This window comes from Acidimicrobiales bacterium (assembly GCA_035294085.1).
Classification (GTDB): Bacteria; Actinomycetota; Acidimicrobiia; order Acidimicrobiales; family Bog-793; genus DATGLP01.
This window is the reverse complement of the sequence record DATGLP010000025.1, coordinates 38,572-55,230: the sequence shown is the minus strand read 5'-3', so window position 1 is coordinate 55,230 and position 16,659 is coordinate 38,572. Positions and strand designations below refer to the sequence as shown.

General features: G+C 76.4%; 16 protein-coding genes. 15 read left to right on the top strand and 1 reads right to left on the bottom strand.

Annotation, left to right across the window (positions count from 1 at the left end; genetic code table 11):
- The first annotated feature begins 52 nt into the window (after positions 1-52).
- From VKV23_08955 to VKV23_08920, 8 genes are all read left to right on the top strand, one after another.
- Positions 53-700, top strand: coding sequence for a NifU family protein (locus VKV23_08955; protein HLI16162.1), 648 nt, complete (start codon positions 53-55; stop codon positions 698-700).
- A 107-nt stretch (positions 701-807) separates the two neighbouring features.
- Positions 808-1,998, top strand: a complete 1,191-nt coding sequence (gene aroC / locus VKV23_08950; GenBank protein HLI16161.1) for a chorismate synthase — start codon at positions 808-810, stop codon at positions 1,996-1,998.
- Positions 1,995-3,452, top strand: a complete 1,458-nt coding sequence (locus tag VKV23_08945) for a 3-dehydroquinate synthase family protein (GenBank protein HLI16160.1) — start codon at positions 1,995-1,997, stop codon at positions 3,450-3,452. The genes aroC and VKV23_08945 overlap by 4 nt, the downstream gene beginning before the upstream one ends.
- A complete protein-coding gene (locus VKV23_08940) occupies positions 3,449-3,901 on the top strand; it encodes a type II 3-dehydroquinate dehydratase (protein ID HLI16159.1) in 453 nt (150 codons plus the stop codon). The genes VKV23_08945 and VKV23_08940 overlap by 4 nt, the downstream gene beginning before the upstream one ends.
- A 31-nt stretch (positions 3,902-3,932) precedes the next feature.
- Complete coding sequence (locus VKV23_08935) at positions 3,933-5,039, top strand: Xaa-Pro peptidase family protein (protein HLI16158.1); 1,107 nt, start codon at positions 3,933-3,935, stop codon at positions 5,037-5,039.
- Positions 5,039-5,599, top strand: a complete 561-nt coding sequence (efp, locus tag VKV23_08930; GenBank protein HLI16157.1) for an elongation factor P — start codon at positions 5,039-5,041, stop codon at positions 5,597-5,599. The genes VKV23_08935 and efp overlap by 1 nt, the downstream gene beginning before the upstream one ends.
- Positions 5,577-6,026: a transcription antitermination factor NusB gene (gene nusB / locus VKV23_08925; GenBank protein ID HLI16156.1), complete on the top strand. Its 450-nt coding sequence runs from the start codon at positions 5,577-5,579 to the stop codon at positions 6,024-6,026. The genes efp and nusB overlap by 23 nt, the downstream gene beginning before the upstream one ends.
- A complete protein-coding gene (locus VKV23_08920; protein HLI16155.1) occupies positions 6,023-7,135 on the top strand; it encodes an AIR synthase-related protein in 1,113 nt (370 codons plus the stop codon). The genes nusB and VKV23_08920 overlap by 4 nt, the downstream gene beginning before the upstream one ends.
- Positions 7,136-7,165: 30 nt before the next feature.
- Here VKV23_08920 and VKV23_08915 read toward each other — a convergent pair whose 3' ends face one another.
- Positions 7,166-7,570, bottom strand: coding sequence for an SHOCT domain-containing protein (locus VKV23_08915; protein ID HLI16154.1), 405 nt, complete (start codon positions 7,568-7,570; stop codon positions 7,166-7,168).
- Between the two features lie 146 nt (positions 7,571-7,716).
- On the opposite strand from VKV23_08915, the gene pyrR reads away from it, so the two are divergent.
- Genes pyrR through pyrF form a run of 7 tightly spaced genes read left to right on the top strand, consistent with a single transcriptional unit; the run spans position 7,717 to position 16,645 of the window.
- Positions 7,717-8,283 (top strand): bifunctional pyr operon transcriptional regulator/uracil phosphoribosyltransferase PyrR, encoded by a 567-nt coding sequence (gene pyrR, locus VKV23_08910; protein HLI16153.1) that lies wholly within the window; start codon positions 7,717-7,719, stop codon positions 8,281-8,283.
- Positions 8,280-9,284, top strand: a complete 1,005-nt coding sequence (locus VKV23_08905; GenBank protein HLI16152.1) for an aspartate carbamoyltransferase catalytic subunit — start codon at positions 8,280-8,282, stop codon at positions 9,282-9,284. Before pyrR ends, VKV23_08905 begins: the two co-directional genes overlap by 4 nt.
- Positions 9,277-10,587: a dihydroorotase gene (locus VKV23_08900; protein ID HLI16151.1), complete on the top strand. Its 1,311-nt coding sequence runs from the start codon at positions 9,277-9,279 to the stop codon at positions 10,585-10,587. The genes VKV23_08905 and VKV23_08900 overlap by 8 nt, the downstream gene beginning before the upstream one ends.
- Positions 10,584-11,708, top strand: coding sequence for a glutamine-hydrolyzing carbamoyl-phosphate synthase small subunit (gene carA, locus VKV23_08895; GenBank protein ID HLI16150.1), 1,125 nt, complete (start codon positions 10,584-10,586; stop codon positions 11,706-11,708). Before VKV23_08900 ends, carA begins: the two co-directional genes overlap by 4 nt.
- On the top strand, positions 11,708-15,040 hold the full coding sequence (gene carB, locus VKV23_08890; GenBank protein ID HLI16149.1) for a carbamoyl-phosphate synthase large subunit: 3,333 nt from the start codon (positions 11,708-11,710) through the stop codon (positions 15,038-15,040). Before carA ends, carB begins: the two co-directional genes overlap by 1 nt.
- On the top strand, positions 15,037-15,963 hold the full coding sequence (locus VKV23_08885; protein ID HLI16148.1) for a dihydroorotate dehydrogenase: 927 nt from the start codon (positions 15,037-15,039) through the stop codon (positions 15,961-15,963). The genes carB and VKV23_08885 overlap by 4 nt, the downstream gene beginning before the upstream one ends.
- Complete coding sequence (pyrF, locus tag VKV23_08880) at positions 15,956-16,645, top strand: orotidine-5'-phosphate decarboxylase (GenBank protein HLI16147.1); 690 nt, start codon at positions 15,956-15,958, stop codon at positions 16,643-16,645. The genes VKV23_08885 and pyrF overlap by 8 nt, the downstream gene beginning before the upstream one ends.
- Positions 16,646-16,659 lie beyond the last annotated feature (14 nt).

Below are 16,659 nucleotides of genomic sequence, written 5' to 3'. Positions count from 1 at the left end.
ACGCGCCGGACCCGTGCCCGGCGCGCCCCGCGGGCGCCTCTAACATGGCGCGGTGGCCAACGACACGACGGGCGAGCGGGCGCCGACCCCGGTACTGCACGTCACGCCGGCGGCGCGCGCCCTCGTCGCCGAGGCGCGCGCCGGGGAGGCGGACCCCGAGCGCCTCGCCCTGTTCGTCGAGGTGAGCGGGGTTTCCTCCGGCTCGTACACCTACGAGATGTGGTTCGAGGCGCTCGCCGACGCGACCTCGGCCGACGTCGTCCAGCACCACGACGACGTCCCGGTCGTCATCGCCGCCGGCTCGGTCGACAAGCTGCGGGGGGCCACGCTCGACGTGGGCGAGGGCGGCCTCGTCATGGTCAACCCGAACACGCCGCCGCCGGCTCCGGGCAGCGTCGAGGTGCCCGAGAGCGACCTGTCGAGCCCCCTCGAGCGCGCCGTGCTCGCGGTGCTCGACGAGGAGGTCAACCCCCGCATCGCGATGCACGGCGGGCGCGCCGATCTCGTCGCCGTCGACGAGGGTGGCGTCGCCTACCTGCGCCTGTCCGGCGGGTGCCAGGGCTGCGGCCTCGCGCAGGTGACGCTCAGCCAGGGCATCGCCGTCGCGATCCGCGAGGCCGTCCCCGAGATCACCGACGTCGTCGACGTGACGGCGCACGCGCAGGGGACGAACCCCTACTTCCAGCCGGCCAAGAAGTAGCCGCCGGACCCCTCGGGCCCCTTGAGTACGATCGCCGTCGTGCGCGCGCTGCCGGCACCTGCCATCCGCCTCGCCTCGCGCCCGCGCGCCGCCGGCTAGGCGGCCCCGTGCTCCGCTTCCTCACCGCCGGCGAGTCGCACGGGAAGGCGCTCGCCGTCATCGTCGAGGGCCTGCCCGCCGGCCTGCCGGTGCGCGTCGAGGAGCTCGCGGCCGAGCTCGCCCGTCGCCGCCTCGGCTTCGGGCGGGGGCCGAGGATGCGCTTCGAGGCCGACGAGGTCGAGATCCTCGGCGGGGTGCGCCACGGGCGCAGCCTCGGCTCGCCGGTCGCCGTCGTCATCGCCAACAGCGAGTGGCCGAAGTGGCAGGAGGAGATGTCCGTCGCGCCGGGCACGCCGGCGCGCCCGCTCACCCGTCCGCGCCCGGGCCACGCCGACCTCGCCGGCATGCAGAAGTACGGGTTCGCCGACGCGCGCGACGTCCTGGAGCGGGCCTCCGCGCGCGAGACGGCGGCGCGCGTCGCGGCCGGCTACTTCGCGAAGTCGCTGCTGAGCCACCTCGGCGTGGCGGTCGTGAGCCACACGCTCGCCATCGGTTCCGCCGAGGCCCCCCCGGGGCGCCGCCCCGGGCCGAACGACGCCGCCCGCGTCGACGAGAGCGAGGTGCGCTGCCTCGATGCTGCTGCCGCCGAGGCGATGGTCGCCGCGATCAAGGCGGCCGCCAAGGTGGGCGACTCCCTCGGCGGCGTGAGCGAGGTCCTCGCCTACGGCGTCCCGGTCGGCCTCGGCAGCCACGTCCACTACGACCGCCGGCTCGACGGGCTGCTCGCCCAGGCGCTCATGTCCATCCAGGCCGTGAAGGCGGTCGAGCTCGGGGAGGGGGTCGAGGTCGCGCGGCTGCCCGGCTCGGCGGCCCACGACCCGATCGCCTACGACCCGGCCGCGCGCGCCTACGTGCGCGAGGGCGCGCGCGCCGGGGGGATCGAGGGGGGGATCTCGACCGGCTCCCTCCTCGTCGCGCGCGCCTACATGAAGCCGCTCGCCACGCTGAACCGACCGGTGCTCAGGACCGTCGACGTCGTGACGAAGGAGGAGACGGTCTCCTTCAAGGAGCGCACCGACGTCACCTCGGTGCCCGCCCTCGGGGTCGTCGCCGAGGCAATGGTCGCCCTCGTGCTGGCGGCCGAGGCGCAGCGCAAGTTCGGCGGCGACTCCCTCGACGAGCTCGTCACGAACCACGCCGCCTACCTCGAGCGCGTCGCGGCCGAGCGCACCCCCTCGGCCGCCCGCCCGGCGCCGTGAGGAGCAGGCCGGAGCACGTCGTCCTCGTCGGGGCGGCCGCGTCCGGCGAGGCGGGCGTCGGGCGCCTCCTCGCCACGGCGCTGCGCCGGCCGTTCCTCGAGATCGGCGCGGCCCCGCGCCTCCCGGCGGGCTCGGGGGACGGGCGCGAAGCGTCCGGCGCCGCCGAGCTGGCGGCGCTTCGCGCCGCGGCGGCGCGCGCCGAGCCGGCGGTGATCGCCGCGCCGCGCAGCCTCGTCGAAGGCGCGGCCGGCCAGGACGCGCTCGCCGAGGCCGGGGCGGTCGTCCACCTCGGCTCGCCGCCCGAGCCCTCCGGCGGCCGGGAGGGCGCCGGCACACCGGCGCTCGCCGTCGACGTCGGCCGTCGCCCGCCGTCCGAGGTCGTCGCCGAGATCGTGAGCGCCCTGCGGCGGCGGATCGTCCTCCCGCTTCGCGAGCGCGGCTACGAGGTGGTCGTCGGGCCCGGGGCGCGGGCCCTGCTCCCCGAGGTGCTCCCCGCCGGCGCCCGGCACGTCGCGCTCGTCACGCAGGCCGGGGTCCCCCGCGACGTCGAGACCGGGCGGCAGACCGCGGTCGTCGAGATCGGCACCGGCGAGCGTGCGAAGTCGCTCCGCACGATCGAGGAGCTGTGCCGCGCCTTCGCTCGCGCCGGCCTGCGGCGCAGCGACGCCGTCGTCGCCCTCGGCGGGGGAGTGGTCTGCGACACGGCGGGCTTCGCCGCCGCCTGCTACCTGCGCGGCGTCGCGCTCGTCAACGTCGCGACGACCCTCCTCGCCCAGGTCGACGCCGCGATCGGGGGCAAGACCGGGGTGAACCTACCGGAGGGCAAGAACCTCGTCGGCGCCTTCTGGCAGCCTTCGGCCGTGCTGTGCGACACGGACCTGCTGGCGAGCCTCCCCGAGCGCGAGTGGCGCAGCGGCCTCGGCGAGGTGGCGAAGTACGCCTTCCTCGGCGCGGAGGGGCTCGAGCGGCTGCCCCTCGTCGACCAGGTGGCGCGCTGCGTCGAGCTGAAGGCGTCGGTCGTCGCCGCCGACGAGCGGGAGGCAGGACCCCGCATGGCGCTCAACTACGGCCACACCCTCGCGCACGCCCTCGAGGCGGCCGGCCTGGCCGGCGAGGGGCCCGACGCCCCCCTGCGCCACGGGGAGGCGGTCGCGCTCGGCGTCGCGTTCGCCGCCCGCCTCGCCGAGCGCCTCGGTCGGATCCCGCCCGAGCGGGTCGCCCGCCACCTCGAGGTCCTCGCCGCCTACGGGCTGCCGAGCGAGCTGCCCGCCGGCCTGGACGCGGGTGCGCTCGTCGAGTTCATGGCCCGGGACAAGAAGGCGCGTGGCGAGGGCCTCACCTTCGTCCTCGACGGGCCCGACGGCGTCGAGCCGGTCCACGGCGTGCCGGCCGAGCTCGTCGTCGAGCTGCTGGAGCGCAGCGCCGCGTCGGGCGCGAGGAGGACGGGGCCGTGACCGGCTCGCCGGTGGTGCTGCTGCTGTCGGGGCCGAACCTCGCGCTGCTCGGGGAGCGCCAGCCCCACATCTACGGTGCAGCGACGCTCGCCGAGCACGTCGAGCGCGCCGCGCGCGCCGCCGAGCGCTGCGGGCTCGTCCTCGAGCACGTGCAGCGCGACGCGGAGGCGGACCTCGTCGCCGCGGTGCACGCGGCGCGCGCCCGGGTCGCGGCGATCGTCGTCAACGCGGGCGCCCTCACCCACTACGGCTGGTCCCTCGCCGACGCCCTCGCCTCGTTCCCCGGGCCGGTCGTCGAGCTGCACCTGTCGAACCCCGACGCGCGCGAGCCCTGGCGCCGGCGCTCCGTCCTCGCGCCGGTGGCGAGCGGGACGGTGGCGGGCTTCGGCGGCCTCGGCTACGAGCTCGCCGTCGAGGCCGCCGCGCGCCTCCTCGAGGCGGGGAGCTGAGGGCGGCGTGACGCGCGTAGATTCGCTCCCCGTGACCGGGGTCGGCTCGCTCGCACCGATGGAGGTGGCGTCGCGCCTGCCGGCGCTGCGCGCCCGGCTCGGCGAGGCGGGCTGCGACGCCCTGCTCGTGACGAAGCTCGAGAACGTCGCCTACCTCACCGGCTTCCGCGGCTCGGCGGGGATGCTGCTCGTCACCGGGTCCTCCGCCCTGCTCACGACCGACGGCCGCTACCGCGACCAGGCCCGCGCCCAGCTCGACGAGGCCGGCGTCGACGCCGAGCTCGTCGTCGGCCGCCTCGGCGAGCAGCTGGAGGCGCTCGAGCGGGCGACGGGCGGCCTGCGTCGCCTCGGTCTCGAGGCGGCGAGCTGCACCTGGTCGTTCGAGCGGGGCCTCGCCGAGCGCCTCGGCGCGATCGAGCTCGTGCCGACGCGCGGGGTCGTGGAGGCCCTGCGCGTCGTGAAGGACGCCGGCGAGCTCGCCCGCATCGAGGCCGCCTGCGACATCGCGGACGTCGCCCTCGCCCAGGTGAAGGGTCGGCTCGCCGAGGGGGTCACCGAGGCGGAGTTCGCCGCCGAGCTGGAGTTCGAGATGCGCCGGCGGGGCGCGGACGGGGCCGCCTTCGAGACGATCGTTGCGAGCGGCCCGAACGCGGCGATGCCGCACGCCCGCCCGAGCGCCCGCCCGATCGGCGAGGGCGAGCTCGTCGTCGTCGACTTCGGCGCCGTCGTCGACGGCTACCGCTCGGACATGACCCGGACGCTGTGCGTCGGGGAGCCGGCGCCGGGCCTCGCCGAGCTCGTCGACGCCGTCTTCGCGGCCCAGCGGGCCGGCGTGCGGGCCGTGCGCGCCGGCGTGCGCGCCGAGGAGGTCGACGCGGCCTGCCGGCGCTCGCTCGAGGAGGCCGGCTACGGCGAGGCGTTCCTGCACTCGACGGGGCACGGCGTCGGCCTCGAGATCCACGAGGCGCCGGCGATCGCCCCGGGCTCGGCTGATATCCTCCTCGAGCACGGCGTCGTCACGGTGGAGCCGGGTGCCTACCTGCCCGGGCGCGGGGGCGTGCGCATCGAGGACACCCTCGTCGTCACCTCGAACGGCGCGCGTGCGCTCACGAAGACGACGAAGGACCACACGCTCTGATGGCCATCTCGACGAACGACCTGCGCAACGGCATGGCGCTCGACCTGCCCGACGGGCTCTTCTCGGTCGTCGAGTTCCAGCACGTCAAGCCGGGCAAGGGCGGCGCCTTCGTGCGGACGAAGCTGCGCAACCTGCGCACGAAGGCGGTGGTGGACCGGACCTTCCGGGCGGACGAGCGCGTCGAGCAGGCGGTCATCGACAAGCGCGAGATGCAGTACCTCTACCGGGACGGCGGGGACTTCGTCTTCATGGACCGCGTCTCCTACGAGCAGCTGACCGTGCCGGCGGCCGCGCTCGGCGACGCCTCGTCCTACCTGAAGGAGGGCGACGTCGTGGTCCTCGAGCTCTACGGCGGGGAGATCGTGGACGTGGACCTGCCCGCCGCGGTGGAGCTCGCCGTCACCGAGACCGAGCCGGGCGTGCAGGGAGACCGGGTCTCGGGCGCCCGCAAGCCCGCGACGACCGAGACCGGGCTCGTCGTCCAGGTCCCGCTCTTCGTCGACGTGGGCGACCGGATCAAGGTCGACACCCGGACGGGTGAGTACCTCACGAGGGCCTAGCGCGCCAGGCGGCCGGCCCCCCGGCGAGCGCCGTCTCGGACGCGAGCGGGCGCTCGGGCTCCTCTACGAGGCCGAGGCGAAGGGGGTCGCGCCGAGCGAGGTCCTCGCCAGCCTGCCCGTGCCCCCCGAGGAGTACGCGCGCCAGCTCGTCGAGGGGGTGTCGGGCCGCCTCGGCGAGCTCGACGCGCTCATCGGGTCGGCCGCCGAGTCCTGGGCGGTCGAGCGCATGCCGGTGGTCGACCGCCAGCTGCTGCGCCTGGGGGCCTACGAGCTCGTGGCGCGCCCGGACGTGCCCGTCGCGGTCGTGATCGACGAGGCCGTCGAGCTCGCCAAGCAGTACTCGACCGAGGACTCCGGCCGGTTCGTGAACGGGGTCCTCGGGGCGATCGCGCGCCGGGTGCGCGCCGGCGAGGCCCGGCCGGCGTGAGGCCGGGAGCGGGCTCGCCGGGCCGCTACGAGGCCGCCGGGGTCGACTACGCGACCTTGGATCGGGCCAAGCGGGACGCGCTCGCCGCGGCGGCGGCGACCTCGGGGCTCGCGCGCCGGCGCGGCGCGCTCGTCGAGGAGGCGTCGCGCGGCGAGCCGGCGGTCGTCGTGCGCGCCGGCGCGGCGCGCCTCGGGTTCGTCCTCGAGTGCCTCGGGACGAAGTCGATGATCGCCCGAGCCTACGAGGAGGAGACGGGGGTCGACCGCTTCGCGGCCGTCGGCTTCGACACCGTGGCCGCCGCGGCGAACGACTGCGCGTGCGTCGGGGCCCTCCCCGTCGTCGTCAACGCCTACTTCGCCACCGGGTCGGCGGCCTGGTACGCGGGGGGGCGGCACGCCTCCCTCGTCGAGGGCTTCCGGCGCGGCTGCGAGGCGGCGGGCGCCGCGTGGGGCGGCGGGGAGTCCCCGGCGCTGCCGGGGCTCGTGGCGGCCGACCAGATCGACCTCGCGGCGAGCGTCGTCGGCCTCGTGCCCGAGGGCCACGAGCCGATCCTCGGTGTCGAGCTCGCGCCCGGCGACGAGATCGTCCTCGTCGCGTCGAGCGGGCTGCACGCGAACGGCGCCTCCCTCGCCCGGGACGTCGCCGCGGCGCTCGAGGACGGCTGGCGCACCCGGCTGCCGAGCGGGCGCTCGCTCGGCGAGGCCGTGCTCGACGAGAGCGTCGTCTACGTCCCCCTCGTCGAGGCGCTGCTCGAGGCGAGGCTGCCCGTCCACTACCTCTCGCACATCACCGGCCACGGGCTGCGCAAGTTGATGCGCGCGCCGCGCGACCTCACCTACGTCGTCTCGCGTCTGCCGGCGGTGCCCGAGGTCCTCGCCTTCCTCGCCGAGGCGGCGGGCCTGTCGCCGGCCGAGGCCTACGGGACGCTCAACATGGGGGCGGGCTTCGCCTGCTACGTGGCACCCGGGGCCGGCGGGGAGGTCGTCGACCTGGCGAGCACCCTCGGTCTCGCCGCCCTCGTCGCCGGGACGGTGCGCGAGGGCCCCCGGCGAGTCGTCCTCGAGGAGGCCGGCGTCGCCTTCGAGGCCGAGGCGCTCGAGCTGCGCTGAGCGGCGCGCGCCGCGCCGGCCGAGGGGTCCTCAGATGCCGTGGTCGCCGAGGAGGTGCTCCTTCAGGCGCCGGTACTCGTCGGCCGAGATGTCGCCGCGGTCGCGCAGCTCGGCGAGGCGGTGGAGGTCCTCGACGACGCTGCGCTGGTAGCCGGGACCGCTGGTCGGCGCCCCGGGTACGCCCTCGCGCCACGGGGAGGCGTGCAGCTGGTGGGCGCGCATCTTGTCCCCGCGCACGATGAGGTAGGCGAGGATGCCGAGGAGCGGGACGGCGAGGACGAAGATGATCCAGGCCGCCTTCGCCCAGCCCCGCAGGTCGTGGCTGCGGAAGACGTCGATGAAGACGCTCAGCATCAGCCAGATCTCGACGAAGAAGAGGAAGAACCACAGGATCGAGTACGCGACCTGCCCCGCCCCGAACTGCGCCGCGACCATGGCACCTCCTCTCGGCGCCACCACGCTACCGGGCGCCCGGCCATCGTCGGGCGGGCGGGACCGGCGAGCCCCCGTTTCCCGGCGCTAGGATCGCCGGCGGTACGTGAAACGGGTCCGGCGAGGCCCGTACGGACGCGGAGGGATCGGTGGCCGAGCGAGAGCGGCGCCTGGCGCGCCGAGGCGGGCGCGCCTTCGTCCCCCGTGCCGTGATCATGGGGCCCGAGGACGTCGGCCGGGCCCTCGTGCGCATCGCCCACGAGGTCGTCGAGCGCAACCACGGGGCGGCGGACCTCGTCCTGCTCGGCCTGCAGACCGGCGGCGTGCCGATCGCGGCCCGTCTCGCGCGCCACCTCGAGGAGATCACCGGCGCGCCCGTGCCCCTCGGCTCGCTCGACGTCTCCTTCTACCGCGACGACATCGGACTGCGCCCCCTCGTGCCCGAGGAGGCGACGCAGGTGCCGGGCGACCTCACCGGGCGGACCGTCGTCCTCGTCGACGACGTCCTGTTCACCGGCCGGACCGTGCGCGCCGCGCTCGACGCGCTCGGCGACCACGGCAGGGCGCGCGCGGTGCAGCTCGCGGTGCTCGTCGACCGCGGGCATCGCGAGCTGCCGATCCGGCCCGACTACGTCGGCAAGAACCTGCCGACGAGGCGCGACGAGCTCGTCGAGGCGACGCTCGCGGGCGTCCGCCTCGGCGAGGCGGCGAGGTGACGGGCGCGGCGCCGGCCCGGCGCCACCTGCTCACGATCGGCGACCTCGGACGGGAGGGGATCCTCGAGGTGCTCGACCTCGCCGAGGCCTTCTCCGAGGTCGCCGACCGCCCGATCCCGAAGGTCCCCTCCCTGCGGGGCAGGACCGTCGCCACGGTCTTCTTCGAGCCCTCGACGCGCACGCGCCTGTCCTTCGAGGCGGCGGCGAAGCGGCTCTCCGCGGACACGATGACCTTCGCCCCGGCGACGTCGTCGCTCGCCAAGGGCGAGTCGCTGCGCGACACGGTGGAGACGCTCGACGCCATGGGGGCGGACGCGCTCGTCGTGCGCCACCCGTCGGCCGGGGTGCCCCAGCGCGTCGCCTCCTGGGTCGCCGCCGCGGTGGTCAACGCCGGCGACGGCCAGCACGAGCACCCCACCCAGGCGCTCCTCGACTGCTTCACGATCCGCGAGGCGCTCGCCCGGCGCCGCGGCACGGCGCCGGGCGACCTGTCGGGGCTGCGCGTCGGCATCGTCGGCGACGTGCGCCACTCGCGCGTCGCCCGCTCGGACGTCGCCGCCTTCTCCCTGCTCGGCGCAGAGGTCGTCCTCGTCGGGCCCTCGACGCTGCTCCCGCCCTCCCTCGAGGGCTGGCCGGTGTCGACGAGCCACGACCTCGACGCCGTGCTCGAGGACCTCGACGTCGTCTACCTCCTGCGCCTGCAGCTCGAGCGCATGCGCGGCGACCTCCTGCCCTCGCTGCGGGAGTACGCGCAGCGCTTCGGCCTGAGCACGCGCCGCGCCGCGCGCCTGCGCCCCGGCGCGCTCGTGCTGCACCCCGGGCCGCTGAACCGGGGCGTCGAGATCGACGCCGAGGTCGCCGCGTCCCCGATGTCCCTCGTCACCCGCCAGGTGCGGAACGGCGTGGCGGTGCGCATGGCCGTCCTCTTCCTCCTCCTCGCCCAGCCGGCCGTCGGCGAGGCGCGCGCCGGCGCGCGCGCCGCGCGCTCCGGCCGTGGCTAGGGGCGCGGCGACGCTCGTCGTGCGCGGCGGGACCGTCGTGGACGAGCGGGGGGAGCGGCGGGCCGACGTGCTCGTCGAGGGCGGGCTCGTGCGCGAGGTCGCCCCGGCGATCGAGGCGCCGCGCGGGGCGCGCACGTTGGACGCGTCGGGCTGCTACGTCGCGCCCGGCCTCGTCGACCTCCACGCGCACCTGCGCGAGCCGGGCGGCGAGGTCGCCGAGACGGTCGAGACCGGCGCCCGGGCCGCCGCCCTCGGCGGCTACAGCGCGGTCGTCGCGATGCCGAACACCGAGCCGGCGATCGACTCCGCCTCGGTGGCGCGCGACGTCCTGGCGCTCGGCCGCGGCGCCTGCGTGGAGGTGGCCGTGGCCGGGGCGATCACCGTCGGCCGGCGCGGCGAGCGCCTCGCCCCGCTCGCGGAGATGGCGGCGCTCGGCGTGCGTCTGTTCACCGACGACGGCCGCGGCGTCCAGGACGCCGGGCTGATGCGGCGCGCCCTCGAGTACGCCTCCGACCTCGGCGTCGTGCTCGCCCAGCACTGCGAGGACGAGGCGCTCGCGGCGGGCGGACTCATGCACGAGGGAGCCTGGTCGAGCCGCCTCGGGGTCCCGGGCCAGCCGGCGCTCGCCGAGTCCGCGATGGTGGCGCGAGACCTCGCCCTCGTCCGGCTCACCGGCGCCCGGCTGCACCTCCTGCACCTGTCGACGCGCGCCGCGGTCGCGCTCGTCGCCGCGGCGAAGGCCGAGGGCCTCCCGGTCACCGCCGAGGCGACGCCGCACCACCTCGTCCTCACCGACGCCGCCCTCGCGAGCTTCGACCCCGTCTTCAAGGTGAACCCGCCCCTGCGGGAGGACGCGGACGTCGCGGCGCTGCGCGAGGCGCTCGCGAGCGGCGTCGTCGACGCGGTGGCGACGGACCACGCCCCGCACCCGCCCGAGGCGAAGGACGAGCCGCTCGAGACCGCCCCGCCGGGCATGCTCGGCCTCGAGACGGCGCTCGCGCTCTGCCACAGCGAGCTGTGCGCCTCCGAGGCGCCGCTGCTCACGCCCGGCGCCCTCTTCGCCCGCCTGAGCGCGCACCCGGCGCGCATCGCCGGCCTACCGGGCCACGGCGGCCCGGTGGCCGCCGGGCGTCCGGCGCACCTGTGCGTCTTCGACCCGTCGGCGACCTGGGTCGTCGACCCGCGGGCGCTCGCCAGCCGGTCGCGCAACACGCCCTTCGCCGGCCGCCGGCTCACCGGGCGGGTCCGCCACACCGTCGTGGCGGGGGAGGCCGTGGTCGTCGACGGGGAGGCGCAGCGGTGAGCGGCGCGCGCCGGGAGCGACCGGCCGCCCTCCTCGTGCTCGCGGACGGGACCACCTTCGAGGGCGAGGCGATCGGCGCGCTCGCCACGGGAGCGCTCGCCGTCGCCACGGGGGAGCTCGTCTTCAACACCGCGATGTGCGGCTACCAGGAGATCATCACCGATCCCTCCTACGCCGGGCAGGTGATCGCCTTCACCTACCCCCACATCGGCAACTACGGCGTGAACCGCCACGACGACGAGGCGCGCCGGCCCGCGGCGCGCGGCGTCGTCGTGCGCGAGCTGGCGGCGCGCCCGAGCAGCTGGCGCGCCGAGGAGGACCTCGAGTCCTTCCTCGCCCGCAACGGCCTCGGGGGGCTGACCGGCGTGGACACCCGGCGGCTCACCCGCCACGTGCGCGAGGCGGGCGCGATGGGCTGCGCCTTCGGCACGCTCGGCGAGGCCGAGCTCGCCGCGGCGGCGCGTGCCGAGCCGGGCACGACCGGCGCCGACCTCGTCGGTGCCGTCACCACCCCCGCCCCCTACGTCGTCCCCGGCGGGCCGTGGCGCGTCGTCGCGTACGACTTCGGGGTCAAGGCGACGATGCTGCGCTGCCTGTCGGCCTTCGCCGCCGTCGAGGTCGTCCCGGCGCGCACCCCCGCCGGCGAGGTGCTCGAGCGGCGGCCCGACGGCGTCTTCCTCTCGAACGGTCCGGGCGACCCCGCCGCGCTCGGCGACATCGTCGCCGAGGTCCGCAAGCTCCTCGGCGCGGTGCCCCTCTTCGGCATCTGCCTCGGCCACCAGCTGCTCGCCGGCGCGCTCGGCGGGACGACCTACAAGCTGCGCTTCGGCCACCACGGGGCGAACCACCCGGTCCGCCGCCTCGAGACCGGGACCGTCGAGATCACGAGCCAGAACCACGGCTTCGCGGTCGCCGAGGGCAGCGTCGAGGGGGCGCGCGTGACGCACGTCAACCTGAACGACGGCGTCATCGAGGGGCTCGCCTGCGAGGACGTGCCCGCCTTCTCCGTGCAGTACCACCCGGAGGCCGGTCCCGGCCCCCACGACGCGCGCTACCTGTTCGACGAGTTCAGGCGGCTCATGGCAACCCACCGCCGCGGGCGACGGGACGCGGCGAGCTGATGCCCCGGCGCGACGACCTGTCGTCGATCCTCGTCATCGGCTCCGGCCCGATCGTCATCGGCCAGGCCTGCGAGTTCGACTACTCGGGGGCGCAGGCCTGCCGGGCGCTTCGCGCCGAGGGGTACCGCGTCGTCCTCGTCAACTCGAACCCGGCGACGATCATGACCGACCCGGAGCTCGCCGACGCGACCTACGTCGAGCCGCTCAGCGCCGAGGTCGTCGCCGCTGTCATCGAGCGCGAGCGGCCCGACGCCGTCCTGCCGACGATGGGCGGCCAGACGGCGCTCAACCTGGCGATGGCGCTGGCGCGCTCGGGCGTGCTCGCGGGCCTCGGCGTCGAGCTCATCGGGGCGAACACGGAGGCGATCGCGACCGCTGAGGACCGCGAGCGGTTCAAGGCCGCGATGACCGAGATCGGCCTCAAGGTGCCGGCCTCGGGCTTCGCGCACAGCCTCGAGGAGGCCCTCGCGGTCGGCGAGTCGATCGGCTACCCGGTGATGGTCCGCCCGTCGTACATCCTCGGCGGGCGCGGGACGGGGATCGCCGCCGACCGGGACGCCCTCGCGTCCTTGGCGGCCGACGGGCTCGCCGCGAGCCCGGTCGGCGAGATCCTCGTCGAGCGCTCCATCGCCGGCTGGAAGGAGTTCGAGCTCGAGGTGATGCGCGACCGCGCCGACAACTGCGTCGTCGTCTGCTCGATCGAGAACTTCGACCCGATGGGGGTGCACACCGGCGACTCGATCACGGTCGCGCCGGCCCAGACGCTCTCGGACGTCGAGTACCAGGCGATGCGCGACGCCGCGTTCGCGTGCATCCGGCGGGTCGGCGTCGAGACCGGCGGCTCGAACATCCAGTTCGCCCTCGATCCGCGAAGCGGCGAGCAGCTCGTCATCGAGATGAACCCGCGGGTGTCGCGCTCGTCCGCGCTCGCCTCGAAGGCGACCGGGTTCCCGATCGCGAAGATCGCCGCGCGCCTCGCGGTCGGCTACACGCTCGACGAGATCGCGAACGACATCACCGGGGCGACCCCGGCGAGCTTCGAGCCGACGATCGACTACGTCGTGACGAAGGTCCCCCGCTGGGCCTTCGAGAAGCTGCCGGGGACCCCGGACCGCCTGGGGACGCGCATGCAGTCCGTCGGCGAGGCGATGGCGATCGGGCGGACCTTCCCCGAGTCGCTGCAGAAGGCGCTGCGCGCCCTCGAGCGGGGCCGGCTCGGCCTGAACGCCGACCCCGCCGAGGCCGCCTACGAGGCGTTCGCCACCGACGAGCTCCTCGAGCTCGCCGCCGTCGCCACCCCCGAGCGGCCGTTCCAGCTCGAGGCGGCGCTGCGCCGCGGCGTGAGCGTGGCGCGCCTCGCCGAGGTGACGGGGATCGACCCGTGGTTCCTCGAGCGCCTCGAGGAGATCGTGCTCGAGCGGCGCCGCCTCGAGGCGCTCGCGGCCGAGCAGGGCGACGCCGCCCTCGCCGCGATCGGGCGCGGCGACTGGCGCCGCCTGAAGCGCCTCGGCTTCGCCGACGCCCAGGTCGCCCACCTCCTCGGGCGCCCGGAGGCGGAGGTGCGCGCCGCGCGCAGGGCCGCGGGCGTTGAGGCGACCTTCAAGACCGTGGACACCTGCGGCGCCGAGTTCGCCGCCGACACCCCCTACTACTACTCGACCTTCGAGGACGAGTCCGAGGTCCGTCCGGCCCGACGGCCACGCGTCGTCATCCTCGGCGCCGGCCCGAACCGCATCGGCCAGGGGATCGAGTTCGACTACTGCTGCGTGCACGCCTCGCTCGCGCTGCGCGAGGCAGGGTTCGAGACGGTGATGGTGAACTGCAACCCCGAGACGGTGTCGACCGACTACGACACCTCCGACCGCCTCTACTTCGAGCCGATCACCGAGGAGGACGTGGCGGCCGTCCTCGAGGCGGAGGCGGCGGCGGGCGCAGGCGGCGTCGTGGGCGTCATCGTCTCGCTCGGCGGCCAGACGCCGCTCAAGCTCGCCGGGCGGCTCCCCGAGGGCGTCGTGCTCGGCACCTCGCCGGCCTCGATCGACCTCGCCGAGGACCGCGAGCGCTGGGCGGCGCTGTGCGCCCGCCTCGGCATCCCCCAGCCACCCGGGGGCACGGCGCGCACCCTCGAGCAGGCCCGCGCCGTCGTGGCGCGCATCGGCTACCCGGCGCTCGTCCGGCCGAGCTACGTGCTCGGCGGGCGCGCCATGGAGATCGTCTACGACGACGAGGACCTCGCGCGCGCGATGGCCGAGCTGGCCGCCTTCTCGGGCGGCGCGCCGGCCGGCTCGCTCGGGCGCGAGGGCGGGCTGTCGGCGGAGCGGCCGGTGCTCATCGACCGCTTCCTCGAGGACGCCATCGAGGTGGACGTCGACGCGGTGCGCGACGGCGCGGGGGAGGTCCTGATCGGCGGCGTGCTCGAGCACGTCGAGGAGGCCGGCGTGCACTCGGGCGACTCGGCATGCGCCATCCCGCCGCCGACGCTCGATCGCGAGACCGTCGCCGCGCTCGAGCGCCACACGGCCGAGATCGCCGCCGCGCTCGACGTGCGGGGTCCGATCAACGTCCAGTACGCGGTGAAGCAGGGGCAGGTGTTCGTGCTCGAGGCGAACCCTCGCGCCTCGCGCACGGTGCCGTTCGTCGCCAAGGCGACCGGGGTGCCCCTCGCCAAGGTCGCCGCCCGGGTGATCCTCGGCGCCACCTTGGACGAGCTGCGCAGGGAGGGCCTGCTGCGGCGGCCGGCGCGTGGCGCCCACGTGAGCGTGAAGGAGGCCGTGCTCCCCTTCGACCGCTTCCCGGGCGTGGACGCGCTCTTGGGCCCGGAGATGCGCTCGACGGGGGAGGTGATGGGCGTGGCCTCGACCTTCGGCCTCGCCTTCGCCAAGAGCCAGATCGCGGCGGGCAACGCGCTGCCGAGCGAAGGCGCCGTCTTCCTCTCGCTCGCGGACCGCGACAAGCCGGCGGGCATCGAGGCGGCGCGCTCGTTCGTCGAGCTCGGCTTCAGCCTGGCGGCGACGAGCGGCACCGCGGCGGCGCTCGAGGCCGCCGGCCTCCCCGTCGCGACGCGCGTCGCCAAGCTCGGGGAGCCCCGGCGCGACGGGGAGGGGGTCGACGCGCTCGAGCTCATCTCGAGCGGTGCCGTCCACCTCGTCGTGAACACCCCGCGAGGGCGCGGCCCGCGCGCCGACGGCGCCTACATCCGGCGCGCGGCCTCGGCGCACGGGGTCCCGATCCTCACGACCGTCGCCGCCGCCCGGGCGGCCGCCGCGGGCATCGCCGACTGGGCCCGCCTCGGCCTCGAGGTGCGCAGCCTCCAGGAGCTGCACGGCACGTGAGCAGTCGGCCGGTCGACCTGTCGACGAGGGTCGGCGCCCTCCTGCTCCCCAACCCGGTGATGACGGCGTCGGGCACCGCCGGGCTCGGGGCGGAGCTCGCCGCCTACTTCGACCTCGCCGCGCTCGGCGCCCACGTCGTGAAGTCCCTCGCTGCCTACCCCTGGCCGGGCAACGGCCCGCCGAGGGTCGCCGGCCGACCGGGCTACATGCTGAACAGCGTCGGGCTCGCCGGTCCGGGGATCGCGGCGTGGCTCGACGAGGAGCTGCCGGCGCTCGAGCGCTGCGGGGCACGCGTCGTGGCGAGCGTGTGGGGACGGTCGGTCGACGACTACGCGCGCGCCGGCGAGCTGCTCTCGGGCGCGCCGGCGTGCGTCGTCGCCGTCGAGGTCAACGTCTCGTGCCCGAACGTCGAGGAGCGCCACGCGCTCTTCGGCGCGTCGCCGGGCGCGACGGCCCGCGCCGTCGAGGCGGTGGCGGCCTGCGGGCGTCCGGTGTGGGCCAAGCTCTCGCCGAACGTCGCCGACCTCGTCGCCGTGGCCGAGGCCGCCGCGCAGGCGGGCGCGCAGGCGGTCACCCTCGTCAACACGGCGTTCGGCATGGCGATCGATCCCCAGACGCGGCGCTTCGCCCTCGGCGCCGGCGGGGGCGGCGTGTCGGGGCGCGCGCTGCACCCGATCGCCGTGCGCGCCGTCCACGACGTGCACGGCGCGCTCCCCGAGCTCGCCATCGTCGGCGTCGGCGGCGTCTTCACGGCCGAGGACGCCGTGGAGCTGCTCCTCGCGGGCGCCTCGGCGGTCCAGGTCGGCACGGCGACCTTCGTCGACCCGCGGGCGGCCTTCCGGCTCGTCGGCGAGCTCGAGCGGTGGTGCGCCGCTCGCGCCGTGCGGCGCGTCGCCGAGCTCGTCGGGGCTGGCGGTGGCTGAGCCCGGCCCGGCGCTGCGCCGGCGCCTCGTCCTCGCCCTCGACTGCGCGGCCCTCGAGGCGGCGCTCGCCCTCGCGCGCCCCCTCGTCGCCTACTTCGGCGTGGCCAAGGTCGGCCTCGAGCTGTTCGGCGCCGTGGGCCCCGCCGCCCTGGCGCCGCTCGCCAGCCTCGGCTACGAGGTCTTCCTCGACCTCAAGCTGCACGACATCCCGACGACGGTGGGGCGAGCCGCGCGCGTGGCGGGACGGCTGGGCGCGAGCTACCTCACGCTGCACGCCGCGGGGGGCGCGGCGATGCTCGAGGCGGGCGTGGCGGGCCTGGCGGAGGGCGCGGCGGCGTCGGGCGTGCCGGGCGCGGCGCTGGCGGTCACGGTGCTCACGAGCGAGGGGCCGGCCCCGGGCCTCGCCGCCGAGCGCGCCGCCCTCGCGGCGCGCGCCGGCTGCCGCGGCGTCGTCTGCGCGGCCGGGGACCTCCCGGGGGTGCGGGCGGCCGCCCCCGGCCTCCTCGCCTGCGTCCCGGGGATCCGCCTACCCGGCGGCGAGCGCCACGACCAGGCGCGCTCGGCGGCGCCCGCCGAGGCGCTCGCCGCCGGCGCCGACCTCCTCGTCGTCGGACGCGCCGTGACGCAGGCCCCCGACCCGCTCGCCGCGGCCGAGGCGCTCGTCGCCGCGCTCGCCTCGTGAGGCGGTGCCCGCCT

What these genes read in the sequence shown, in the direction of transcription:
- VKV23_08915 (HLI16154.1), bottom strand. Translation starts at nt 7,570, where the DNA reads ATGGTCGCGGCGCAGTTCGGGGCGGGGCAGGTCGCGTACTCGATCCTG.
- efp (HLI16157.1), top strand. Translation starts at nt 5,039, where the DNA reads ATGGCCATCTCGACGAACGACCTGCGCAACGGCATGGCGCTCGACCTG.
- carB (HLI16149.1), top strand. Translation starts at nt 11,708, where the DNA reads ATGCCCCGGCGCGACGACCTGTCGTCGATCCTCGTCATCGGCTCCGGC.